The 23,843-nt window shown below is 37.4% G+C and carries 22 protein-coding genes and 1 pseudogene; all 23 read right to left on the bottom strand.

All coding sequences use genetic code 11. The features are described from left to right. Positions 1-3: 3 nt before the first annotated feature. The 23 genes and pseudogenes from F4694_RS16980 to flgD all read right to left on the bottom strand — a co-directional run bounded on the left by F4694_RS16980 (position 4) and on the right by flgD (position 23,828). Complete coding sequence (locus F4694_RS16980; RefSeq protein WP_179600085.1) at positions 4-489, bottom strand: flagellar protein FlgN; 486 nt, start codon at positions 487-489, stop codon at positions 4-6. A gap of 12 nt (positions 490-501) precedes the next feature. Beyond that, entirely contained in the window at positions 502-777 is a 276-nt protein-coding gene (gene flgM, locus F4694_RS16975; RefSeq protein WP_179600083.1) for a flagellar biosynthesis anti-sigma factor FlgM, read from the bottom strand. Positions 778-1,209: 432 nt separating this feature from the next. Beyond that, complete coding sequence (locus F4694_RS16970) at positions 1,210-1,785, bottom strand: DUF6470 family protein (protein ID WP_179600081.1); 576 nt, start codon at positions 1,783-1,785, stop codon at positions 1,210-1,212. Positions 1,786-1,800: 15 nt separating this feature from the next. After that, on the bottom strand, positions 1,801-2,163 hold the full coding sequence (gene flaG, locus F4694_RS16965) for a flagellar protein FlaG (protein WP_179600079.1): 363 nt from the start codon (positions 2,161-2,163) through the stop codon (positions 1,801-1,803). A gap of 533 nt (positions 2,164-2,696) precedes the next feature. Continuing rightward, positions 2,697-2,810, bottom strand: a pseudogene (locus F4694_RS16960) (flagellin); the annotation flags it as partial. 347 nt (positions 2,811-3,157) lie between these two features. Then, the gene (locus F4694_RS16955) at positions 3,158-4,261 is read right to left on the bottom strand and encodes a flagellin N-terminal helical domain-containing protein (protein WP_179600077.1); all 1,104 of its coding nucleotides are present in this window, start codon (positions 4,259-4,261) and stop codon (positions 3,158-3,160) included. Between the two features lie 92 nt (positions 4,262-4,353). Next, positions 4,354-4,710: a carbon storage regulator gene (locus F4694_RS16950; protein WP_179600075.1), complete on the bottom strand. Its 357-nt coding sequence runs from the start codon at positions 4,708-4,710 to the stop codon at positions 4,354-4,356. A 336-nt stretch (positions 4,711-5,046) separates the two neighbouring features. Further along, entirely contained in the window at positions 5,047-6,600 is a 1,554-nt protein-coding gene (fliD, locus tag F4694_RS16945) for a flagellar filament capping protein FliD (RefSeq protein WP_179600073.1), read from the bottom strand. 120 nt (positions 6,601-6,720) lie between these two features. Further along, positions 6,721-7,575 carry a flagellar hook-basal body protein gene (locus tag F4694_RS16940; protein WP_179600071.1) on the bottom strand — a complete coding sequence of 285 codons (855 nt, stop codon included), beginning with the start codon at positions 7,573-7,575 and terminating at the stop codon, positions 6,721-6,723. Between the two features lie 27 nt (positions 7,576-7,602). Beyond that, positions 7,603-8,475, bottom strand: a complete 873-nt coding sequence (locus tag F4694_RS16935) for a flagellar hook-basal body protein (RefSeq protein WP_179600069.1) — start codon at positions 8,473-8,475, stop codon at positions 7,603-7,605. Between the two features lie 27 nt (positions 8,476-8,502). Further along, on the bottom strand, positions 8,503-8,946 hold the full coding sequence (locus F4694_RS16930) for a YaaR family protein (protein ID WP_179600067.1): 444 nt from the start codon (positions 8,944-8,946) through the stop codon (positions 8,503-8,505). A gap of 169 nt (positions 8,947-9,115) precedes the next feature. Beyond that, positions 9,116-11,281 carry a HAMP domain-containing methyl-accepting chemotaxis protein gene (locus F4694_RS16925; protein ID WP_179600066.1) on the bottom strand — a complete coding sequence of 722 codons (2,166 nt, stop codon included), beginning with the start codon at positions 11,279-11,281 and terminating at the stop codon, positions 9,116-9,118. A 43-nt stretch (positions 11,282-11,324) separates the two neighbouring features. Further along, on the bottom strand, positions 11,325-11,795 hold the full coding sequence (locus tag F4694_RS16920) for a chemotaxis protein CheW (RefSeq protein ID WP_179600064.1): 471 nt from the start codon (positions 11,793-11,795) through the stop codon (positions 11,325-11,327). A gap of 212 nt (positions 11,796-12,007) precedes the next feature. After that, positions 12,008-12,433, bottom strand: coding sequence for a chemotaxis protein CheW (locus tag F4694_RS16915; RefSeq protein WP_374757431.1), 426 nt, complete (start codon positions 12,431-12,433; stop codon positions 12,008-12,010). Positions 12,434-12,447: 14 nt separating this feature from the next. Further along, positions 12,448-14,457: a chemotaxis protein CheA gene (locus F4694_RS16910; protein ID WP_179600060.1), complete on the bottom strand. Its 2,010-nt coding sequence runs from the start codon at positions 14,455-14,457 to the stop codon at positions 12,448-12,450. A 198-nt stretch (positions 14,458-14,655) separates the two neighbouring features. Beyond that, positions 14,656-16,956, bottom strand: coding sequence for a methyl-accepting chemotaxis protein (locus F4694_RS16905; protein ID WP_179600058.1), 2,301 nt, complete (start codon positions 16,954-16,956; stop codon positions 14,656-14,658). 194 nt (positions 16,957-17,150) lie between these two features. Continuing rightward, positions 17,151-19,304: a methyl-accepting chemotaxis protein gene (locus F4694_RS16900; protein ID WP_179600056.1), complete on the bottom strand. Its 2,154-nt coding sequence runs from the start codon at positions 19,302-19,304 to the stop codon at positions 17,151-17,153. A gap of 178 nt (positions 19,305-19,482) precedes the next feature. Beyond that, entirely contained in the window at positions 19,483-19,881 is a 399-nt protein-coding gene (locus F4694_RS16895; protein WP_179600054.1) for a flagellar protein, read from the bottom strand. 23 nt (positions 19,882-19,904) lie between these two features. Continuing rightward, the gene (locus F4694_RS16890) at positions 19,905-20,267 is read right to left on the bottom strand and encodes a response regulator (protein ID WP_179600052.1); all 363 of its coding nucleotides are present in this window, start codon (positions 20,265-20,267) and stop codon (positions 19,905-19,907) included. A gap of 28 nt (positions 20,268-20,295) precedes the next feature. Continuing rightward, positions 20,296-21,420: a flagellar motor switch phosphatase FliY gene (fliY, locus tag F4694_RS16885; protein WP_179600050.1), complete on the bottom strand. Its 1,125-nt coding sequence runs from the start codon at positions 21,418-21,420 to the stop codon at positions 20,296-20,298. 1 nt (position 21,421) lies between these two features. Then, positions 21,422-22,396 carry a flagellar motor switch protein FliM gene (gene fliM / locus F4694_RS16880; RefSeq protein WP_179600048.1) on the bottom strand — a complete coding sequence of 325 codons (975 nt, stop codon included), beginning with the start codon at positions 22,394-22,396 and terminating at the stop codon, positions 21,422-21,424. 57 nt (positions 22,397-22,453) lie between these two features. Continuing rightward, positions 22,454-23,374, bottom strand: coding sequence for a flagellar hook-basal body complex protein (locus F4694_RS16875; protein ID WP_179600046.1), 921 nt, complete (start codon positions 23,372-23,374; stop codon positions 22,454-22,456). A gap of 37 nt (positions 23,375-23,411) precedes the next feature. Further along, positions 23,412-23,828: a flagellar hook assembly protein FlgD gene (gene flgD, locus F4694_RS16870; RefSeq protein ID WP_179600044.1), complete on the bottom strand. Its 417-nt coding sequence runs from the start codon at positions 23,826-23,828 to the stop codon at positions 23,412-23,414. Between the last annotated feature and the right edge of the window lie 15 nt (positions 23,829-23,843).

Here is a 23,843-nt window from a genome sequence, read left to right as displayed (position 1 = left end):
TATCTAAATTTTCGCATCCAACATACTGGAGTAACGGTTTTTGGCATTAGGACCATAACCGATGGCCGGTTCCTTTTTAACAAGCATTCCCATCGAATACTGAACGTAGGAAAGAGATGCTTGAATTAGTTGTTGGTTGCTCTCGTTCAAATGGGTAATTTCTTGAATTAGACCGTGGAGTTGTTTCGCAATGGATTGTAAAATGGTCTTTACGAAAGGACTTCCCTTAAGATTACTTAATTCTTCGAGCGAAAAAGATTGTCCGGAATGTCCCTTATTCACCATAATTTCTTGGACCAGTTGTTTTCTATGCTGCTCTAGCTTCTGAATCTCATCTACACAGGAACTTTCGCGATAAACTACTTCTCTTAAGCCGTCACTATCACCCGCAACGAGCAATGTTCTTTTATCTTTTGCTAGGTCGAGCATACGTTTATGAGCATCAATCATTTGTTCCAAATTTTCGATGAGATTTTTAACATCTTCCATGATGTATTCCTCCTAAAGGGAATTCTTGGTCCAGAAATCGAGCATTTTATTGGCAACTTTATTGCTGTCTACCTGGTAGGTCCCATTTGCAATTTGTTGTTTTAGTTCCTGCACGCGTTGCTGTCTTTGAGCCTGATCAGACATCATGGCTTGTGACATTTCACGGCCACGGGATGATATTTGGACTTCCGCAGAGGCGGATGCTTTTTTTGTTGTATGTGGTGTTACTGTATTTTTAGGTTGATTTTGGTAGGAATAAAGACCATATTTCGTATCGTTAATTCTCATATTCGGTTCCCTCCCCTTTATTCCTTTTTTTATTATTATCGGATTTAATGATTAAAAGTTTAGTAGTGTTTATAAAAGAATTTTCTTTGTCCTAACAGAGCCAGTTTTATTGTATCAAAATGTACTGTTTTTTTCATTAGATTATGTTCTATATTATAGTTCTGTTGATTTCCGCTCCAGGCACTTCGCTTTCCGCGGGCGGTTCGGGGAGCCTCCTCGTCGCTGATGCGACTGCGGGGTCTCCCCTGTCCCGTCCTCCCGCAGGAGTCTACGTGCCTTCCGCGGAAATCAACAGAGTGCCAAAATTATGTTTTCAGTACGGAATGGTAATAATTTTTTCTCATTCCTTTGTTTAGTAAAGTAATTTAAAAGAAAAGCTGACTCAAAAATCGTCATATAACGGTCTTTGAGTCAGCCTCTAACAAATTTATTTTATGATTGTGTATTAATAGTTCCTCCAACAAAGTCGATTTGAAGTTGATTCTTTTGGCGGAGGTATACTTCTGTCTTGCCTGGCGTGTATTGGTGGGTGATTTCACTTGGTGTTGCGTGTATCTCCGCACCTCCTTTTTCCCATTCTATTTGGATTTGGGTTGGGGTGTAATCGAATTGGACTGATCCGGGGCTGGGGATAAAGGCGATATTGTAATCGTCTGGTTCGGGTAATGATTTATTTACAGCGATTGCTGCTAGTGCGTCGGTTTTATTTTCGATTGCGGCTAGTTGATTGCCTTCTTGAACTTTCTCGGCTATGGCTTCTAATCCTCGCTGCTTTGCTGCTTCCGCGTTGTCTCTACTAAATACATCAGGCATTTTCATATTGATTTCATTACGTGCTTGGTCTTGATTAATATCAAGCTTAGAGGGTGTACGTGTCACATTCATGGATGCTGGAGTTTGCTTGATGGAAAGTTGAGCAGGTGCCTGCTGAAGTTCTTGTACGGGCTGGGTGATTCGAAGCCCTATTTGTGCATATGTTTGCTGCATACGTATCTGAGGGACCTGCATAAGAGCACCACCTTTTTAAATCTTCTTATCTACTAAAAGACCTACATATTCCGTCATAGCTGCATACATATCGAGTAATTTCTTTGATGGGATTTCGCGGATTACTTCATTCGTTTTATCATCTACAAGCGTAACATAGTATTCCTGAAGATCTTCATGAAACTCAAATTTCAAATGGGAATTTGACGCCTTTAAAAAGTCATTCATACTTGCAATCACTTTTTCCGTCTTCTCCCTGGAGTGTTGTCCCTGTTGTTGGTGTTGTTCTTGTTTTTCAGGTGTAACCGGCTTCGCTTGAGGTACACTTTCCACTTTCTCAATTGGTTTTAGCTGAGAATCGGTGGATAAATTATTGGCAATCGTAATCTTATCTAGCATTCACATCCCCCTTAGTGACAATATGTTAACCTAATTATCGGATAATTCGTGGAAAAGTTTAGAGAAAGAGTTTAAATGTGGAAGATTATATGATGTTTTGTAATATGGAAAAGGAATCCCAGAAAGCCCAGGATTCCAAAATCTTAAAATATTTATTAACGAAGAAGTTGAAGAACTCCTTGTGGTTGTTGGTTCGCTTGCTTTGCGACTATGTCTTTCGAATCATAGAATAGACTATATCTTCACCCACCAAATTACTGGTTGGGGCTGGGCACTTCGAACAGCTTTTGCTGCCCTACGAGATTCATAGTCCTAGCTTTTGCCTTAGACCGTATTCTCTAGTCGTTGAACCTTCTCCAGAGTTTCCTCACAGGAGCTTGGCTGCTGATTATCCATTGTTTCATCCTCATCATTTTCATACCTTCACGCTTACCGTTTCCAGTTACGTTGTGGTTGATGTAGCTTTAGGAAGTTCCAGCAATTCACCCAGTTATATTCTAGCTCGTTACCAAGCTAGACGCCCTTCTTATCAATTATCTCAAAAGTTGTAATACACCTTGAGGCATCTGATTCGATTGAGCTAACATTGCTTGTGCTGCTTGAGAAAGAATAGAATTCTTAGTTTGGTTCATCATTTCTTTCGCCATCGTGCGAACATTTACTTTCATAAATGACTAGACTATATCTTCACCCTCTAGCAATCTAGTAGGGGTCGGGCACTTCGGATTCACAATGCTGATGTACATTGTTTCACCTATAGATTTCATCACCATAGCTTTCGCATTAGATGGTATATCCTAGTCGTTGAACCTTCTCCACTCTTTCGAGAAAGGAGCTTGGCTGCTGATTGCCCAAATCTTTTCTTTTTTCAAACCATCACGCTTGTCGTTTCCAACTACGTTGTGGTAAGAAAAGCTCTAAGGGGTTTCCAGCAATTCACCCGATAATACTCACTAGCCGTTACCAGCTAGGACGACTGTGCTTGTTACTGCTCTTAAGCAGCTAAAGCATAATCTACGTCACGGATACGAGATTCCGCTGCTGTTAGGTTTTCTGAAGAAGTATTCAAGTTGTTAATTGTGTGCTCTAGTCGGTTTTGGTTAGCTCCTAACTTAGAACGCTCTGCGGATACTGTTTCGATTGCAGTTTGGATTTTCGTTACTGCATCTGCTGCTGATGCGTGGGTTGATACATCTAATGCTTGTTCTTTTGTTACATTGCTAGTACCATCTGTAACAGCAAGTTTATCGGATGTACCAGCTGTTGTAAGACCTAAAGCAGAAGCTCTCATATCAGCTATATCAAGAGTTAAACTTTGTTTTTCATTAGCACCAATTTGGAATTTTAAACTCTTACTATCGTCAGCCGCTACTGCCGCTTTTCCAACAACACCAGCAGTCTGTGTAGTGATGTTACCACCTGCAACAGTTGGAGCGGTTGCAGATTCTTTAGTAGCTACTTGAGTAAGAATAATCTTACCTAAATCAGCACCTGTTCCTGCTGCAGCAGTGAATTTTGCAGAAAATGCAGCATCAGCACCCATAGCGGTTACAACAGCATCTATATCTGCGCCTTTAAAATTAGTGCCATCAACTGTAATACCTGCAGTAACAGTATCAGTTACAGCTACTGAGAATTTACCTTGAACTGCAGTAACTGCTGCAGAACCTGCACCATTCTTCTCACCATTTAGTAATTTCTGAGTATTAAACTCAGTCGTATTTCCAATACGGTTAATTTCTGATGTTAATGAGTTAATCTCTTTTTGAATTTCTCCACGATCTGTTCCTGTATTTGTATCGTTAGCTGCTTGGGTAGCTAATTCACGCATACGTTGAAGGATATCATGAGTTTCATTTAATGCACCTTCAGCAGTTGAAATCAATGAGATAGCATCTTGAGAGTTCTTAGAAGCTTGATCTAATCCACGAATTTGTCCACGCATTTTTTCAGAGATTGCTAAACCCGCTGCATCATCCCCAGCTTTATTAATACGCATACCCGAAGATAATTTCTCCATTGATTTACCTTGTGCAGTTGAAGCTGCATTTAACTGACGGTGTGTGTTTAGTGCTGCAATATTGTGGTTAATACGCATTATTGTTTCCTCCTATATTTTGGTTTTTATTGTTTAAAAATTATCTATAATAAACCCTTTGGGTCCATTAACAAATTATTTTATTGCATGTATCAAATTACCAAAGACCTTTGAACAATTTGATTTTCTTTGAAAAGATCGCCTTTATACAATTCTTCTCGATAAATATTAACCTCTCTTGGAGCATCGATTGCAAAACGTAAGAGGCCGGTTTCAGTTTGGATAACAGTCACCTTTATGTATTCTCCAATTTGTGTTGTGGCACCGATGATTCTTGCCCCTTTTTTCAATTTACTCTTTCCTATTTCATTTTGTTTCACTTGTGTAATAGGAAAACCCTTTGGTGCGTCAATAGCAATCCGAAGTTTAGAACCAAGTTGTAGAACAGTCACTTTAACGGCTTCACCAATGATTACGGATTGTCCAATTTCCCTGCCTACAATAAGCACGTTACCAGCCTCCAATGATATTATTACCGGTACAATTCTTTTATCGGAAAATTAATAGGATTGTTTAGCATGATGTAAAATTTCTCTAAAAACTGGTAAACAAGGAATACCTTGGTATTAATTATTATCGGATATTTTAACAAAGAGTTTAGTCTTTTTATTTGAAATTATTTGACCACCTCTTGTTCTATTATTTTTATCGGTGTATCAAACAAATAGTTTAGTACCTTTTAAAAATATTTTGAGTTCATTTAATCGACACTACTATTTATATGTTCTGTTTCTTTATACTAAAAACCCAACTATCAAAAATTGATAGTTGGGCTTCTATTATTATTACATTCCTAATTGCTGCGACAGCCATGATCCTTGAGAATTAAGCTGCTGTAATGCCTTTTCCATCATGCTAAATTGTTTCCATAGTCTTGCCTCATAAGCACTAATTTTGTGTTGTTCTCGATCAATACTTTCATCTAATGCTTTTATTTGTTTAGCCATAAAACTTTTCGTATCAACAGAGGTATTTGGCGAACCAGCTAGTGAACCAAGTTGGCTTATGGTTACATTTATGCGGTCGTATAACCTCCAGGCGAATCCACTTTGATCATGTTTGGCCTTGTCAGTCACGGTGGTTGAGGAACTTGAGTCATCCCCTCCCTTGAAAGTGAACAGTTTCTTAACATCTTCTAGATTTGTTTCGAGAACACCCTTTAATTTAGCTTCATCAAGAACTAATTTTCCTTTGTCCATATAATTGTTAGAGAAGTTAATACCAATTTCCTTAAAAGACTTGAAACCCGTAGAGCTCTCGATTACTGAACCAAGACTATTCCGCATTTCATTTATTAAGGTTTGAATAGTAGAATCATTTGTTAATAATCCACTCTTAGCCTTTTCTTCCCAAAGCTTTATTTCATTTTCTTTTAGATCCTTTTTTTGTTCGTCCAATAATGGTGGGTAATCTCGATATTTCTTTTCACTTAACCGTCCATTTAAATCAGCAATTAACTCATTGTATTTATCAACGAACGTCTTAATACTTTCAAAAATGCCACTAGTATCATTTTTATTTGTTACAGTTAGGGTTCCAGTCATATTATCTTTAATTTCGAAAGTCATCCCATCATAGGTGATTTTATTAGTATCAGAGCGAAACTCTAACCCATTAATCCACATTTTTGCTTGGGTTGCGCTAGTTCCTTTGGTTACTGACATATTAGCAGCATTTTGATAACTTTGATCACTAGTAGATCCTGCCACTATGCCTAAAGCTTTAAGTAGATTTGGAGAACCACTTATTGTAATATCCGATTCGCCCAATTCTTTATTACTAAACGTAAGGGATTTCTCTGTTGCAGAATAGGATAACGTTGAAGTCCCCGCAATATTAATCTCACTAAAAACTTTTGATAAATTATCTTCGATACTAAATGTATAGGTTTTTCCATTAACTTTTAATGATGCTTCCCCATTAGCATTACCAACAACACCTAATTCACTTAGTTTCTTCGTTGTGTCTAGTGTACCTTCTAAGAAAAATTTAACAGACGTCGCGGTTGCAGGTTTTGCTTGTTGAACATTGGAAATTTCATAGGAAGATTGTGTAGGTACTCCACTAACAGTCCCTGAAACCACACTGTCGTTTGAGGATGTTGTAACTTGTTTATTAAAAGTGGATTGCAGCCTCAAAGCTTCCATTGATTTACGAAATTCATCAACCTTTTTATTTACGTCCCTATAAGCATCTGTTTTCCAGTCCGCGAGTGTTTTGTTTTGTGTTAGTTTGTTTAACCGAGCGCTTTGGACTTTTACGAGATTTGTTACGATTTCATCTGTATTCATTCCAGACGCCAGTCCCGTTACCCTTAATGTATTGTTGTTTTCAATCATCGTTGGTACCCCCTTTTTCATTTTTCACAAAGGACATAATACCCCTTATCTATTACTATCGGTAACTCTTAGAAAAAGTTAATAGCAAAAAAGAGACGCAATTACTACGTCTCAAAATTGTTATCTTAAAATGTTGCTGGCAATCCCCATCATTTGATCAGCATAGGAGACTGCTCGAGCATTCATTTGAAAGCTCCGCTGTGAGGTCATCAATTCAACCATTTCAGTCGTTAAGTCGACATTTGAGCCCTCTAGATACCCAGATGATAGTTGTGCCTCTCCAGGCTGCATCATCCTTACAAGATTATCCACTGTTGTGCCAGCTGGCAATTCAGCAGCATTAATCCCAAACTCATTATTCCCCAAGTTCTCTAATACATTGGGATTTTGAATATCGACAATTCCTACTTGCTGTGGTGATCGGAAGGCAATTCCCTGACCGTTCTTATCTCTCAATTGAATTTGACCATTCTCTGTGAAATTCACTTCGTATTGGTCATTGAATTCAAGCGCTTGTCCATTTTGATCGAGCAGGTAACCGCCATTGGCATTTACTAAATGATAGCTTCCATCTACATAGGGATTCGGTGTTAAGTGGAAACTCCCATCTCGGGTAAACCTTACTTCACCATTTACGCCTACAGCTCCAGGATATCCCACCTGAAAAAAGCCATTCCCTTTGATCATTAAATCAAACGGATTTCCTGTTGCAATTGCCTGGCCTTGTTCCATGTTCGTTTGTGTAAGCCCAATACGTGTTCCATATCCCACCCGAAGTCCATCGGGCGTTAGTCTGCCAACTTCCTGATCGGTACGGCCCTGATGATTGATTTGTGAGGCCAATATTTCCGAAAAGCTATGGTCTTTACGTTTATAGCCATTTGTATTTACATTCGCTACATTGTTAGCGGTGTTATCAATTTTTTGCTGATATGCTTGCATAGCACCAGAAGAGATAAATAATGAAGTATTCATTTCTTTTTTTCTCCCATTCTAAATGGTTTAGCCGTTAATTTTTCCAACAGAATAAAGCTGTTCTAACGAAGTGTTATAAACGCCAATTACCTTCTGATTTGCTTCATACCCCCGTACAGTTACCATCATTTCGGTCATTGTTTGACCAGGATCTACATTTGATTGTTCAATAAATCCCTGTTGAATTGTTACTCCTTGATTGTTTATTGCTAGTGGAATATCAGACTGAAAGGTACTCCCGCCAATTCGGCGCAGTTCATTTGGATTTTCGGCTGTGGCAATGCCTATTTGCCCGGCAACCCTCGTCCTTGCTAGGTCGCCAGGATAGGCAATTAGCTGCCCATCTGCACTAATATGTATGTCACTCTTACTGATACTACCGGTAAGTTGAATTGACTGTTGATTGGCACCAAGAATACGATATCCATCAGACGTGACCAAATTGCCTGCAGAATCAACATCCCACTTTCCGTTCCGCGTATACCCAACGGTTCCATCAGGCAACTGAACTGTAAAAAATGCTGCTGGTTTAACTTGCTTACCATTCATTAACTGAGGCGCAAGCCCTTGGTCATCGATGGCGATATCAAGGGGATTATCAGACTGGACGAGCGTCCCTTGACTGAAGCTCGGAACTCGTTCTTGTAGATACACGCCATTATACAATTCCCCAATTTGAACAGGCCTACCTGGTATGTTCGGTGCACCAGGAACTTGCCCAGTTCCATTATCATTAAAATCACGTATTCTTTGCATTAATAGATTAGGGAAAGCACGGAGGACTGTGTCGTCCTTCTTGTATCCTGGTGTCTGCGCATTTGCTAGATTATCAGATAACGCTTCCTGTCGTCGTTCTAAAGAAATCATTCCGGAAGCCGCTGAATATAAGCCTCTTATCATTTTTCAATCCCCTCCCAAATCAATCTTTCACGTATAAAGATTAATTAATAGCCCTTTTATTTCTCCGATTCGCTCTAATATAGATAAGCCTTTATCTTGTTGATTTAACACTTGATTCGTTAATTCAATTAGTTTCCAATCAATGGTTTGCACGGTTTTTAATGTTTTATTTCCTGCATAAGGGTCCCAGGTTTCTGTTTGATAAAGTGCAACTCCGCTTTTAGTTACCTCACCCATAAACTGCTTAACCAAATCTTTGTATTTTCTAAGTTCATGAAAAGTTGGATTTTCACTCAATTTTTGACCTTGCTGATCAATATTCTCCAAAATCTGTTGGAGGTGATCTTTTGTCAAATCTTTTGAATATGTACTCATTATTTTTTGAAAGGATGGTGATTGACTCGATGTCCGGTCAGTCGCATTCAGCCTTGGATCATTTAAATTAATCCTTACTGGTTCTTGTATTTTCATTATAATTATCCTCCGGAACTCATCAAAAAAATCTATCAAAATTCATCAAAATATACCTAGTCATTATACCTTACTTTTCTATTAATTTCATTAGGGTTATGAAAATATACTTTCCTACAAAATGAAAAAACTCCCGTAATTGGATACGAGAGTTTTTGAACTAAACTATTTATCTTAATTTCAACACTTGCGTTTTTACTTCCCCTATCGAAACAGCAACCTCAGCCATTTCCTTTGATTGTGATTCTATGCTGCCATTTAATTCTTCTGTTTGCTTCAGAACATTTTCAACCTCTTTGGCAATCACTGCACCGTATTTAGCCTGTTCACTTGCAGCAATGGACATTTGTTGAACCATTTCTCGCATATTATTTATATTGCGAACAATTTCTTCTGCAGTAAGCGCCTGCTCCTTGGTGGCATTGGTAACAGAGCTCGATTGAGTGGTGACATTTTCAACAGCAGAAACGATTGCCTGACCGCCTTTTGCTTGTTCAGCAGTAGCGAGAGTAATTTGGTGAACCTGAGTTTTTGTATTCAGGATTCCTTTTACAATTTCTTCAGCACTAGCTGATTGTAGTTGTGTAGAATGTGCCATTTCTCCAGCCTTCCTGGTTACATTCTCAACAGCTTGTAAGATAAGTTCACTATTTTTAGTTTGCTCAGAAGTAGCTTGGTTAGCTTGTACCATTTGCTCTGATACCTGTGCAATTCCTTCTGAAATTTTCTTAATCGCTAGGTTTGTTTTTTCTGCTAACTGATTTCCAATTCTAACTTTGTCTTCTCCAGCTTTGATAGAGGAAACAGCAGCTGCCGTTTCATTTTGAATCCCTTTGATTAGATCGGCTATTTCCTTTGTTGCTTTCGTTGATCGTTCTGCTAATTTCCGAACTTCGTCGGCAACGACAGCAAACCCTCTTCCATGCTCACCCGCACGTGCAGCTTCAATTGCGGCATTGAGTGCTAATAGATTGGTTTGTTCTGCAATATCATCAATAACCTCAATAATACTTCCGATTTCTTCAGAACTTTCACCTAAACTCTCCATTACATGACTTGCTTGGTTAATCACAAGAGAAATATCTTTCATACCGTTTAAGGTTTCATTTAAAGAGATTGTTCCTTCAACTGCGTCTTGCTGAACATTTTCCGTTAATTCTTTAACAGTATGTGTGGTTGCGGCAACTTGCTGAATAGAACGGACCATATCTTCTATCGTATCTGCTGTTTGCTCAGTAGTCTGAGTCAGACTTACAGTATTTTCACTTACTCCCTTTATGGATAAGCTCATTTCTTCAATGGCTTCAGTTATTTCATCCACCGTTATCCCAACGTTACCTGCGTTTGCAGCAACTTGATCAATAGAAGCCATCATTTCTTGGATCGCTGCAGATGTCTCTTCAGCTGAAACATTTAAATAATCAGCGCTTCCAGCCACAATATTGATTGAGGCACTCATTTGTTCAACAGCTGCAGATACTTCATCCACACTAGACGCTGTAATATCCGTACTGGTCGCCACTTGTTGTATAGAAGCAACCAATTCATTTACCGAAGCATTGGCCTTATTCATGGAAGTATCTAATTCATTTGCACTTTCAAACACATGATTGATTGATAAGGCAATTTCATTACCTGAATGCGTTGTTCTATCTACATTTGTGAGGACATTCTTAACTGAACGCTTAATAATTCTAAGCATAACAATTGAGATTAAGATACTTATAAGTCCCCCAAAAACTGCAATAAGAATGATACGTTTGATAAAACTATTAATTTTCTGGTTTGAATGATCGATTATCGTATCTGATTCTTGATTAATATCATCCGCAAGTTTATCAAGTGATGCAAGTGTCTTTTCTTCAAGAGGACCTAAAACTTCCATTTCCTTTTTTACCAACTCATAGTTGTTACTTTTTGATTGACTGATATAGAAAAAAGTAATCGCAGCAAATTCTTCAAAGTCTTGATTGAACTCCTCCAATAACTTGTCATCACTCTTAGAATTATTGGATTTCTCTAATTCTTTAATACTAACCCGTATTTTTTCTATTTCTTCATTGAGTAATTTTTCCATTTGATCTTTATCAACTGCCTCACGCTCGAATGCATGCTGCATTAAATAGAGGCGGACGCGGGTGTAATCTTCTTTAACTGTTCCAATTAATTCAATTCTGGGAATTTGTGTTTTCCCCATATTATTTACATCTTCACCAATTTTTTTAATACTATCTGATGCGAAATAAGCTAAAAACGCGAAAAATAAGATGATAAGGACATAACTGCCTCTTTGTTGTACAGTCATCGGTATGTTCATTTTCCATTTTTTATACATTTCATTTTCCCCTTTTATAAGTAGCATCCACTGTTACTTTCTCTTATAGAGAATCTTTAATTTTTTTTAATTCATCTAGATTTGTTGTGTTCTCTAATAACTTTTCAATATCTAAAAGAATGATGATACGACTTTCTAGTTTAGAAACTCCTTTTAAATAGGATGTCTCTTTAGCTTGCAACATTAAATCAGGCTGCTGAATACTTTCAGGTAAAATATCTATGACATCTGTTGCAGCATCTACGATTAGACCAATTTCTTGATCCTTTACCATCACGATAATAATGCGTGAAGTTTCATCAGCACCTTTGTTATTCCCTATTAAAGCTGCACGCATGTCGATTACAGGAATCACCATATGGCGCACAGATGTGAAGCCCACTACATGAGGTGGACGGTTAGGGAAAGAAGTAATTTCTTGCATTCTTTCAATCGATACCACCTGTGTGATATGAATACTATATTCTTCGCTTCCTACCCGAAAAACAAGTGATTTACAATCCTCAGCCTTCATACAATTCCCTCTTTTTTTAGTATTGACTGTGTTAAATAAGGCTGTTGATCTGCGCTCCAGGCGCTATGCTTTCCGCGGTCTCGACCGTGAGCCTCCTCGGTCTTTCGACCTGCGGGGTCTCACTCAGCTCGTGCATCCCGCAGGAGTCAAGCGCCTTCCGCTCCAATCAACAGGTTCATAAATCAATAGTATCCTTTAACACAGTCATAAGATTAATAGTTTGTTGTTTTCATTAATTCTTCTAGGTTTAATAAAATGATTAAGCGTCCGTTTAGTTTGGCGATGCCTTCAAAGAATTCTGTATTTCCGCTTAACGAGGTTGCATTTTCTATATTTTCTTTTGCTATGTCTAATACGTCGCTTGTTCGATCAACAATAATACCTAATTGTATTTCCTCATTTTTTGTAATGATGACACGCGTATCTTTTGTATAATCCGTACAATCAAAGTCCAACTTAGCTCGTAAATCTATCACAGGTGTAACCGTTCCCCGCAAATTGATAACACCTTTTACATAATGAGGAGCATTGGGAACTCTCGTAATCTGCTGGATTCGTTCAATGGATTGGACATTTGTGATATCCAATCCGTATTCTTCTTCTCCCAATTTAAAGGCTACGATTTTGAAACTCTCCACTAGGACCATCCTTTCTAATTAATAAATTGATTGGAATCTATGATGAGTGCCACTTCGCCATTGCCTAATATCGTAGCCCCCGAGATTGCATATAAATTGGTTAAATAGCTCCCTAAAGATTTTAGTACCACTTCTTGTTGTCCAAGTACTGAGTCAACCACCAATCCAACGGTTTTGTCTCCTTTACGGACAATAACAATAAATAATTCTTGTACTTCTGTTTCGTTTGGTGCAGAAGGAACGTGGAACACTTCTTGTAAATAAATTAACGGCACTACTTGTTCTCTAAATTGGATAACCTTTTGTCCATGAAGAGTTACTACTTCATCTCGAGCCACATTGGTAATTTCTACAATCGAGTTAAATGGAATGGCATATGTTTCATTTGCCACTTTTATTAACATGGCATAGATGATAGATAGAGACAACGGCAATTGAATTTGAAAGATAGACCCTTGTCCGAGTGTTGAATCTACACTTATTGCTCCGCCCAAAGACTCGATTTTTGTTTTAACAACATCCAAACCAACCCCGCGTCCAGATATATCAGAAATTTTATCCGCGGTACTAAATCCTGATGAAAACAACAGCGAATACACTTGTGAGTCAGTTAGGTTCTGACTATCCTCCAGTGTTACCACTCCGCGCTCAATACCTTTACTTAATACTTTTTCCCTATTTATTCCTTTTCCATCATCCTTCACCTCAATAAAGACATGGTTCCCACTGTGATACGCTTTTAGGACAACCTTGCCTTCTTCCGGTTTCCCGCATTCAATTCTATCTTTTGTTGTTTCAAGACCGTGATCTAATGCATTTCGAATTAAGTGGACCAAAGGATCGCCGATTTCATCAATTACCGTTCGATCTAATTCGGTTTCTGCTCCTTCTATAATTAACTCTATTTTTTTATTCAATTCTTTGGCAAGATCGCGAATCATCCGCGGGAATCGGTTAAATACCTGTTCTACAGGAACCATACGCATATTTAATATCAATTCTTGTAGATTCGTAGATATACGAGTCATATGCTCTACCGTTTCTGTCAACTCATTAAGGTGCGTATTTTGGGCTATTTGTTCAAGTCTTCCACGATCAATAATTAACTCACTAAATAAATTCATTAACTGATCAAGCTTATCAATGTCGACACGAATGGATTTTGAACGCGGCTTTTTCTTACTTGAATCACTTTCTTCATTACCATTTTGTTTTGGTGTTGGATCCGCTTTTTCGACCTCTTTAACTAGTACTTCCTCATCTATTTTTCCTTGTTGGTTGCCTTGCTCAACAACAAGGACTTGTTTTACTTCTGACACATTCAACAATTGCTTTTGAATATCCTGTGCTTCCTGAGGAGATAAAAGTAAAATACTAAATGTATCATTAAAACCTTCTTCTTCAATTTGCTCCACGGGTGGATTGGTTTGCAGAACTTCGCCAAGTTCTTCTAATACTTGGAAAACCATGTAAGCTCTGACCGCTTTCATCACACATTGTTCATCTAACGTAACCGAGATTTGATAAGCATGGTTACCAAATTTAATTGCCTCATTAATGACAGAAAGCTGAAATTCGTCCATTACTAACTGTGCTGTGGCTGCCGTCTCATTTATAGCTTGATTCTCAAGATTCATCGCAAGTGATGGATCTTGTATTTTCTTAAGTTGGAATACAATATCCGTTACATTTTCTTTTCCATTTCCACCCTGTTCGATGTTAGTAACCATTTTTTCTATAAAATCAACACAAGTAAATATGATATCCATTATTTCAGAAGTAATCGTTAATTTTGAATTCCTTAGTAGGTCTAGGACATTTTCCATATCATGAGTTAAAGATGCTAAGTCTTCAAACCCCATCGTTGCTGCCATTCCTTTTAGTGTGTGCGCAGAGCGAAAGATCTCATTCACAATCGATGTGTTATCTGGATCAGCCTCTAATTTTAATAGCTCATCATTAATATTCTGTAAATGATCTTTTGATTCTTCAATAAACATCTCTAAAAAATCATTGTATTCCATTTCAAACTCCCCTCGCTTTTAGTACATACAAAAATAGTACATATACCTCATATTACCATATTATAAAGCCGTTTATTTGATTTATTTTGATAGTTTTAGGTACTTTTTCATATGAAAATTATATAGTTTGATAGCACATAACAAAAAGTAAAAGAAAAAGGATTCGCGATCAAGCGAAGCCTTTTCCTATTCAAATCATTATTTTAATTTTTCTATTTGCACTTTTACATCATGAATAGAACCAGCTACCCCATTTACTTCTTTTGATTGAGTTTCGATACTGTCATTTAATTCTTCAGTCTGTTTGCGGACATTCTCAACTTCAATGGCAATATCTTTCCCATACTTAGCTTGTTCATTGGTAGCCATAGCCATTTGCATGACCATATCCTTCATGTGAGTGATGTTACGTACAATTTCTTCCGCAGTTAATGCTTGCTCCTTTGTAGCATTTGTAACGGAGTTTGATTGAGTTGTTACACTTTCTACTGCTGATACAATTGCACTGCTGCCTTTAGCCTGCTCCGCAGTTGCGATGGTAATTTGATTAACAAGTTCTTTTGCATGTAATATTCCCTTTGCAATTCTGTCTGCTGTAACCGATTGTTCTTTGGTCGAATGAGTCATTACATTTGTTTGCTGTGTTACGTTTGCAACCGCTTGGGTAATAAATTCACTGTTTCTAGTTTGTTCCTCTGTAGCTTTTGCAATTTGATTCATTTCTTCGGTTACCTGTGAGATACCCTCTGAAATCTTTTTAATGGCTAGGTTTGTTTTATCAGCCAATTGATTTCCAAGTTCAACCTTTTTAGATCCCTCTTTAGTGGATGCTATGGCAATAGATGTTTCTTTTTGAATGCCCTTAATAATTTTTGAAATTTCTTTCGTAGCTTTAGCAGAGCGCTCAGCTAATTTTCGGACCTCATCCGCTACAACTGCAAATCCTTTCCCATGTTCGCCGGCACGTGCCGCTTCTATTGCTGCGTTAAGTGCTAAAAGATTCGTTTGATCTGCGATATCATCAATTACTTTCACGATCATGCCGATTTCTTCAGAATTTTTACCTAAATTCTCCATAATTTGGCTTCCTTGTTGGATAACCTGAGAGATTTCTGTCATAAAATTTAAGGTTTCATTTATGGATAATGCGCCTTCAAGGGCATCTTGCTTAACAGAGATTGCCAAATCATTGACTTTATGTGCACTGCCTGCGACCTGCTTAATAGAAACCACCATCGCTTCAATGGTCTCCGCCGTTTCTTCAGCAGTTTGTGTTAGGCTAACTGCGTTGTCGCTTACTCCCGAAATCGATTTGCTCATTTCTTCAATTCTAGTTGCAAAAAGTTCGACACTATCACTTACATCTCCCGCATTTCCCGCAACTTGCTCAATCGAAGCCATCATTTCTTGAATCGCTGCAGATGTTTCTTCCGCAGTTGCATTTAAGTAATCCGCACTGCCTGCTACTATATTGATGGAAGCACTCATCTGCTCAACCGCTGCAGATATTTCATCAACACTATCTGTTGTCACATCTGTACCCGCGGCAACTTGCTGGATTGAAGCAACTAGTGCATTGATCGAATCATTAGCCTTGTTCATGGAAGTATCTAATTCTTGGGCACTTACTGCAGTACGTTCAATAGAACTTTTTATTTCTTCAACAGACACGTTTGAGATGTCTACATTTTTTGCTACCCGATAAACAGAACGTGCAATTAACCTAGTTAAGAAAAATAAAATAATAACACTTAAAACAACACCAATTAACGATACAATTATGATTTCATTCATCGATTCTGTAGAATCTGCTTCTGAATCTTTTACAAGCGTGCTAGTACTTTTATTGACATTTTCATCTAGGCGATCTAATGCAAGAATTGTACTTCCTCCGTTTTGTGCCAATAACTTCATCTGTACATCTGATATGCTATAGTCATTCGTTCTTGAACCTTCATAAAAAGAGGGTAAAAACTCAGCCATTTTTTCAAAGTTTTTATTAAAGTCTTTCAAAAGTTTTTTATCTTTATCTGAATCAATAAGTTTCGTTAGTGACTTAATATTCTTTCTAATATTTTCAATATCTTTATTGATAAAATTCTCCATTATGACTTTATTTCCAGAGCCCCGCTCATAAGCATGCTTTGCAGCATTTTGACGTATATTGTTTACCTCTTCCTTTAAATCACCAATAATTTGAGTTTTTTGTACCTGAGTATTTCCTATGTAGAGCATCTGTTCATTTAATTGATTGATATTCTTGAATGATACAAGCGAAATCGAAACAAGGAAAAGAAGAACGATAATAAAACTGCCCCACAACTTTACTTTCAACGGAACAGAGTTTATCACTGCCCAAAATTGCTGACTGGTTGGTTTATTTCGTTTGCCTCCCTCATCTTCACTTTGTTGGTGATTTATTGTTACTTTATTGTCAGGCTGTGCATTAGAATCCTTTTTCTTAAATTTATTTATGATTTTTGAAAGCCCTTTTACCATTTATTCCTCTCCTCTACAAATAACAAATAAAAAATATTTATAATAGTCATATAGTAGCATATATTTTGACTATTCTTCTATGGATTTTGATAGTTTTTTAGTTTTTTTGCTAAAAAATTGGTTCAAAGATAAAAAACCTTCTGATCAGTAGGAAGAGACCAAACCCTGCCACACTTTCCAGAAGGTAAATTTAATTATTTTAACTTATCAATCTGGACTTTCACATCTTTTATAGCATGCACCACTTCTTCAACCTCTTGGGTTTGGGTTTCAATACTCTCATTTAGGGAATCAGTTTGTTTTAAAACATTTCTTACCTCCAGACTGATTTTATGTCCATATTTCGCCTGTTCATTTGTGGAAACCGTAATTTGTTGAACCATTTCTTTCATAGAAATGATGTTACGAACAATTTCTTCAGCAGTTAATGACTGTTCTCTTGTAGCATTTGTCACTGAACTTGATTGAGCTGTGACATTTTCTACTGCAGAAATGATGGCTTGGCTGCCTTTTGCCTGTTCAGCTGTCGCAAAGCTTATTTGTTGGACTTGATTTTTAGTATTCATAATACCTTTGACGATTTCTTCGGCTGTAATCGATTGTTCTCTAGTTGAATAGGTCATTTCGGAAGCTTGCTTGGTAACATTCTCAACAGCTTTCATAATATATACACTATTTTTTGTTTGTGCTGCTGTAGCTTTTGAGGCTTGGTCCATCTCTTCAGTAACTTGTTCAATACCCTCAAAAATCTTCTTTAACGCTTGGTTCGTTTTAGCAGCTAGTTGATTTCCAATTAGAACTTTTTCAGTTCCTTCTTTGATTGAAGTTAGTGCAACACTTGTTTCTTTTTGAATTCCTTTAATCAAGATTGATATCTCTTTTGTAGCACGCGCTGAACGTTCTGCCAGTTTTCTTACTTCATCAGCTACCACCGCAAATCCTTTACCATGATCGCCTGCTCTGGAGGCTTCAATCGCTGCATTTAACGCAAGTAAATTGGTTTGATCCGCAATATCATCAATTACTTCAATTATGGTACCGATTTCCTCAGAACTTTTTCCGAGTCTGGCCATTACATCACTTGCTTGATTAATAACTTTGGATATTTCTTTCAATCCATTCAAGGTTTCATTCAGGGAGATGGTTCCTTCCTCCGCGTCCTGTTCTACAGAGTCTGTTAATTTTTTTACAGTCTGTGTACTTGCGGCCACTTGTTTAATAGAGGCAACTATTTCTTCAACAGTTTCTGACGTTTGTTCTGCTGTCTGTGTTAAATTTACTGCATTTTCACTAACGCCTTTAATAGATTTGCTCATTTCTTCAATAGCAGCAGAAATTTCTTCTACATTTGCACCAACATTTCCGGCATTTTCTGCTACCTGTTCGATAGAAACCATCATTTCTTGTATCACAGATGAAGTTTCTTCTGCAGAAACATTTAATTGATCTGCACTCATGGCAACTAGATTTATGGTAGCACTCATTTGTTCTACTGCTGCTGAAACTTCATCCACCCCAGAAGAGGTTATATTTGTACTGCCGGCAACCTGCTGAATGGAAGTAACCAGCTCACTTATAGATTCGTTCGCTTTATTCATAGATGTTCCTAATTCATTTGCACTGGCCGCAGATAAATCAATCGATCTCTTAATCTCATCAGCTGAATGCGTGGAAATTTCTACATTTTTTACAACCTGTTTTACCAACCGATTAATCAATCTCGTCATGAAGAAGGCAATTAAGACACTAAAAATGGATGCAGCTACAGATAAGAATAATATTTCATAGTTGAAAAAATTTGAATCCTTCAATGATTCCTGTATGGTTACATCTGCATCATTTTGGGCTTTTACATATAATTTATTTAGATTTGACACAGCCAGGCTGCCTAGCTGCTCTAGTTTTTCGATTTCTGAATTTATCCTGTTAAATTCATTTGTCTTTGATTCAGCGAAAAAAATTGGCAAAACTTCAAGGTATTGATCAAATGTTTTACTAAAATCCTCTACTAATTTAGCTTCTTTGCTTGATAGTTTCATGGCGTTTAATTCTTTAATATATGTATTAATCGTAGTACTTTCCGCCTTTATCTTGCTCTCCAACTCTTCTTTTTCTACATTGTTTTGTACAAAAGCATGCTTTGCTGTGTAGGAATTAAGAAGTGTAAACTCTTCTTTTAAGTTCACTGTTGTGACAATCAACGGTAAATTTGTTTGTCCTATCTGTAGTGTTTGATCTCTTAAATGCAGAACGTTATTGTAGGATGTATTGGTTATCAGTATTAAAAATAAAACGATGATGACATAACTGCCAGCTTGTTTCACATTCATTGATAATTTCTTAAACATTTTTCCTCCCCTTTTCAATTCATATTTTTAACATAGCTACCGAATTATCCTTCAAATGATATCACAATAATTACCAAATATAGCGTATTGTTTTTGATATTTTTTTGACTTTTCGATAGAACTAATCAAATAAAAAACGAGACATCTGACACAAAGTGCACAGACGTCTCGCATTTACTCAGTCTAAATATTTAGTAATATAGCCCCCGGCCAACTTTACATCAGAAATAATGTCTGAATTCTCGTTATTTTTGGTTAGCTGATCGATTTTTTTTCTGCACGTTGAACAGGTTTTCCCTGACTTAATCATATTTCCACACGTTTCACATGGATAAGATAGGTTAGGAAAATGAGCTGTGATTATTCTTCCAATGATAATAAAATGGCGAATATTAGCAACACTTACCTCGGTTTCCTCACTAAGCTCTTGTAGCGTAGTTCCTGGATATTCACGGAGGTATGAGGCTACCTTCAGATAATCATCTTCTTGTTTTTGATAGCAGTCTTCACAAATGTCTCTTATCCGCAAATAAAGCTTTCTACATTTTGGGCAATTGCCTAACTTTGGTGCAGCCAAAAAAGTTCACTCCCCGTCAGGAACTATGATCCCAACACTTTTTTTATCGATTCCATTACACGGTCTGGCTGAAATGGCTTTACTACAAAGTCCTTAGCACCAGCTTGAATTGCTTCTAATACCATTGGCTGCTGTCCCATAGCTGAGCACATGATAATCTTCGCTTGCGGGTACATCGCTCTAATTTCCTTTACGGCCGTAATTCCGTCCTTTTCCGGCATCGTAATGTCCATGGTTACTACATCGGGCAGAAGTTCTTTATATTTTTCAACTGCGTCAAATCCATTTACCGCTTCACCAACCACTTGAAGCCCATTCTTTGTTAAAATATCCTTTAACATCATTCGCATAAATGCGGCGTCATCTACAATTAGTACCCTTGACATAGAAATTCCTCCGTTCTTTTATGTTATATTAGTTAGTCATTTTTGTTAGACGATCTATAGGGCTAATGATGTCCGTTACACGTACACCAAAGTTATCTTCAATCACAACTACTTCACCTTTTGCAATTAACTTTTGATTGGCTAAGATATCTACTGGTTCCCCAGCTAATTTATCTAGTTGGATGACCGCTCCTGGTCCTAATTCGAGAATTTTACGAATTTGTAAACTTGTTCGACCTAACTCAACCGTAATTTCTAAGGGTATATCGTATAATAAATCGATATTGCTAGGTACGCTTTGAGACTTTTCTGCAAATGAAGGGAATGTAGAGAATTCAACCTTTTGAACATTCGCATTTGCCTGTACAGCAGGAATCTCAGGCATCGCCATAGATGGAGCAGGTGCCGAATAATTTGCTCCAGTTGGTGATGGAGGTATTGCCGCAGCATTTTTTATGTCCTCTTTTACCGGAGCAGAAGGCGCTTCATATTGCAGTATTTTTCCAATCATCTCTTTTCCAAATGAAAGAGGAATAAATTGAACCATATGTGAATCTATAAGGCTTCCTACAGCTAAACGGAAAGATACTTTTATTATAATATCATCCTGAAGAGCTTCTAACTTTTTTGGAGGAAAGCCAAGTACGTCAATCGTAGGCGGCGAGATATCAACTTTTTGACTGAACAGCGTCGACATGGATGTAGCAGCAGATCCCATCATTTGATTCATCGCTTCTTGGACTGCACTTAAACTCATATCAGATAGTTCTGGTTCAAGAGTTGTTCCATCTCCACCCATCATCAAGTTAGCTATTATTTTGGCATCATTTTCTTTAATCATTAATAAATTTTTCCCACGGATTCCTTCAGTATAGTCCACATGTACGGCAACATGCTTCTCCTGAATCAATTCTTCCATTCGAGCCTGCTCTATTACAGAGAGTGTAGGTGTAGTAATTTCGACTCGCTGATTCAACAAAGCGGAAAGAGCAGTGGTAGAGCTTCCTAATGAAATATTTCCAATTTCCCCTAACGCATCTTTCTCCATCGAACTAAGGAAATCGTCGATTGATAATGAGAAATCTTGGCCACTATTTTCCATCTGGTTAAATAGTGCATTGATTTCCTCTTGTGATAATGTTGCTCCACTCATCTTATAGATCATCTCCTTCCGTGTTAATTACTTGTTCAATCTGAACCGCGTAATGACCTTTTTGAACACCTGGATTCCCTAAAAATCTAGTAACTTGGCCAACTTTAAGTTGAAGTTTATCACTTTCAATTCCAATTACATCGCCAATTTGCAAGTTAACCAGGTCTGAAACAGGTAAGGTTGCCCTTCCTAGTTCAGCTATTACAGGTACGCGAACATGATCAAGGTTTTGCTGTAATTTATCTTGTTGTGGGGTATTGGCTTTCATAGAGTAAGAAAACCATTGTTGATTCGATAATTTTGGTAACACTGGTTCAACGATTAAGTGAGGAAGACAAATCGTCATCCGATCTGTCGTTTCCCCGATCGTAACACGAAGTGCAATTACAATCACCGTATCGTTAGAGGAAGCAATTTGGATGAATTGCGGATTCGATTCCATTGCTTCCCACTTTATATTTAGTCTTTCAACATTATTCCAAGCATTTTGATACAAATCAAATGTTCTTCTTAATATCTTTTGCATGAGTACCATTTCAATTTCGGTTAATGAACCATCACGCGCTGAAGGGTCACCTTGTCCACCTAATAATCTTTCGAGCACAGCATAGGCCACATTTGGATTAATCTCTAAGACCATCTTTCCATCCATTGGTTTCACTTCAAAAATATTCAAAATTGTTTTTGATGGAAGCGAAGCTATAAACTCATGATAGGTCACTTGCTCTACCAGATCGATTTCAATTTGAACGTTTGTCCTCAGTTGCGTAGCAAGATTGGACGTTAGCATTCTTGTAAAATTCTCATGAATTCTAGTGATACTCCTTAGCTGTTCTTTGGAATATCGCATTGCACGTTTGAAATCATATACTTTTACTTTTTCTTGTTCTATTTTTACATCTGCTGCTTGTAAATCGCCGTTATTTATGGCCGATAAAAGGGCGTCTATTTCTTGTTGCGATAATATATCTGCCAATGGCCATACCCCCTAACTCTTCCATGAGTTATAAAAGTCTATTTATACTAAATTAAATTATCGTTTTAAGTTGATAACTTCTTCTAAAATAGAATCTGAAGTCGTAATCGTTCTAGCGTTTGCCTGGACACCACGTTGCGCTATAATCATTTCAGTAAACTCTTCTGTTAAATCAACATTTGACATTTCCAAAATACCAGAATTAATTTGACCGCCTTTGTTGTCTGCTATCCTACTAATTGTAGCTACACCGGTATTTGGTGTTACTTCAAACATCGTGTTACCAACTTTTTTCAATCCAGCTGGATTTGAAACAACAGTTGTCGCAATCGAAATATTATCATCCACACTAGAGTTTTCATTTAAATGGTACCCTGATGCTGCATTATATGCTAATTTACCACTCACTCCATCTTCACGAACAACGTTAATATAACCATTAGAATCTATAGAATAGGAGGTGAATTTCAAATAATCACCATCAGCGTTTGTAACTTTTTGATCTTCTGTAATATTAATAGGAATATTTAGCTGTTGACCTTCAGGGCCCGCTAACCCCATAACATAAAAGCCATTGGCATTGACTAGATCTCCATTGGCATCACGATTAAAATTTCCAGCCTTTGTTAGAAAGCTCAGACCATTTGCTTCAGGATTTTCTGGAGTTACTACAAAATAGGCGTCTCCATCAATGGCTAAGTCTGTTGCAATATTCGTCGCCATTGGACTTCCTGGTGTATGTACCGTATCAATAGCTGCTATCTTTACTCCAAGACCGATTTGCTTTGGGTTGATTCCACCCTGCTGGCCAGCAGGTGGTGTAGCACCAGAAATATTTTGACTGATAATATCCTGGAACATAATTCTGCTCTTTTTAAATCCTACTGTATTGACATTTGCAATGTTATTCCCAATAACATCTAGTTTCGTTTGAAACCCTTTCATACCTGAAACACCTGAATAAAGTGATTTTAACATTTGAAAATCCTCCTATAATAAATTCTTCATATTTTTTTTACTTAACTTCCTTAATCTCAGTAACTGATTCTACTGGTACTTTTTCATTTCCGACCATATAGAAATAATTGCCATTTTGAACTGATACACCATTTACTACACCAGAAGCTGAAGAATTATCCAGTGACCAGGAGATCTCTTTTCCTATTGAATTCGCAAATTGACTTATTTGCTGATTTGCAACCTTCTCAAATGCTTTATTTAAATTCATCATTTGCTCAAGAGAGCTAAAAGTAGCCATTTGAGCAATAAAGTCTTTATCCTGTAAGGGACTAGACGGATCTTGATGTGATAATTGGGTCGTAAGAATACGAAGAAAGTCATCCTTACCAAGTGAACTCTTTTGTTCAAAGCTTATATTATTAAAAATCGAAATATTCTTTGGCACATTAGCAATATCTACCCAACTACTCATTTTTCTTCTCTCCTT

The sequence above is a fragment of the Neobacillus driksii genome, from assembly GCF_013409995.1.
GTDB classification, from domain to species: Bacteria; Bacillota; Bacilli; order Bacillales; family Cytobacillaceae; genus Neobacillus; species Neobacillus driksii.
This window is presented reverse-complemented; position numbering and strand designations above follow the sequence as displayed.

Coding starts and splice junctions, on each gene's coding strand:
- F4694_RS16935 (WP_179600069.1), bottom strand. CDS start 8,475: ATGATAAGAGGCTTATATTCAGCGGCTTCCGGAATGATTTCTTTAGAA.
- F4694_RS16900 (WP_179600056.1), bottom strand. CDS start 19,304: ATGTTTAAGAAATTATCAATGAATGTGAAACAAGCTGGCAGTTATGTC.
- F4694_RS16890 (WP_179600052.1), bottom strand. CDS start 20,267: ATGTCAAGGGTACTAATTGTAGATGACGCCGCATTTATGCGAATGATG.
- F4694_RS16980 (WP_179600085.1), bottom strand. CDS start 489: ATGGAAGATGTTAAAAATCTCATCGAAAATTTGGAACAAATGATTGAT.
- F4694_RS16970 (WP_179600081.1), bottom strand. CDS start 1,785: ATGCAGGTCCCTCAGATACGTATGCAGCAAACATATGCACAAATAGGG.
- F4694_RS16920 (WP_179600064.1), bottom strand. CDS start 11,795: ATGAAGGCTGAGGATTGTAAATCACTTGTTTTTCGGGTAGGAAGCGAA.
- F4694_RS16875 (WP_179600046.1), bottom strand. CDS start 23,374: ATGTTAAAATCACTTTATTCAGGTGTTTCAGGTATGAAAGGGTTTCAA.
- F4694_RS16955 (WP_179600077.1), bottom strand. CDS start 4,261: ATGCGTATTAACCACAATATTGCAGCACTAAACACACACCGTCAGTTA.
- fliY (WP_179600050.1), bottom strand. CDS start 21,420: ATGAGTGGAGCAACATTATCACAAGAGGAAATCAATGCACTATTTAAC.
- flgD (WP_179600044.1), bottom strand. CDS start 23,828: ATGAGTAGTTGGGTAGATATTGCTAATGTGCCAAAGAATATTTCGATT.
- fliD (WP_179600073.1), bottom strand. CDS start 6,600: ATGATTGAAAACAACAATACATTAAGGGTAACGGGACTGGCGTCTGGA.
- F4694_RS16910 (WP_179600060.1), bottom strand. CDS start 14,457: ATGGAATACAATGATTTTTTAGAGATGTTTATTGAAGAATCAAAAGAT.
- flaG (WP_179600079.1), bottom strand. CDS start 2,163: ATGCTAGATAAGATTACGATTGCCAATAATTTATCCACCGATTCTCAG.
- F4694_RS16905 (WP_179600058.1), bottom strand. CDS start 16,956: ATGGTAAAAGGGCTTTCAAAAATCATAAATAAATTTAAGAAAAAGGAT.
- F4694_RS16930 (WP_179600067.1), bottom strand. CDS start 8,946: ATGAAAATACAAGAACCAGTAAGGATTAATTTAAATGATCCAAGGCTG.
- F4694_RS16925 (WP_179600066.1), bottom strand. CDS start 11,281: ATGTATAAAAAATGGAAAATGAACATACCGATGACTGTACAACAAAGA.
- flgM (WP_179600083.1), bottom strand. CDS start 777: ATGAGAATTAACGATACGAAATATGGTCTTTATTCCTACCAAAATCAA.
- F4694_RS16940 (WP_179600071.1), bottom strand. CDS start 7,575: ATGAATACTTCATTATTTATCTCTTCTGGTGCTATGCAAGCATATCAG.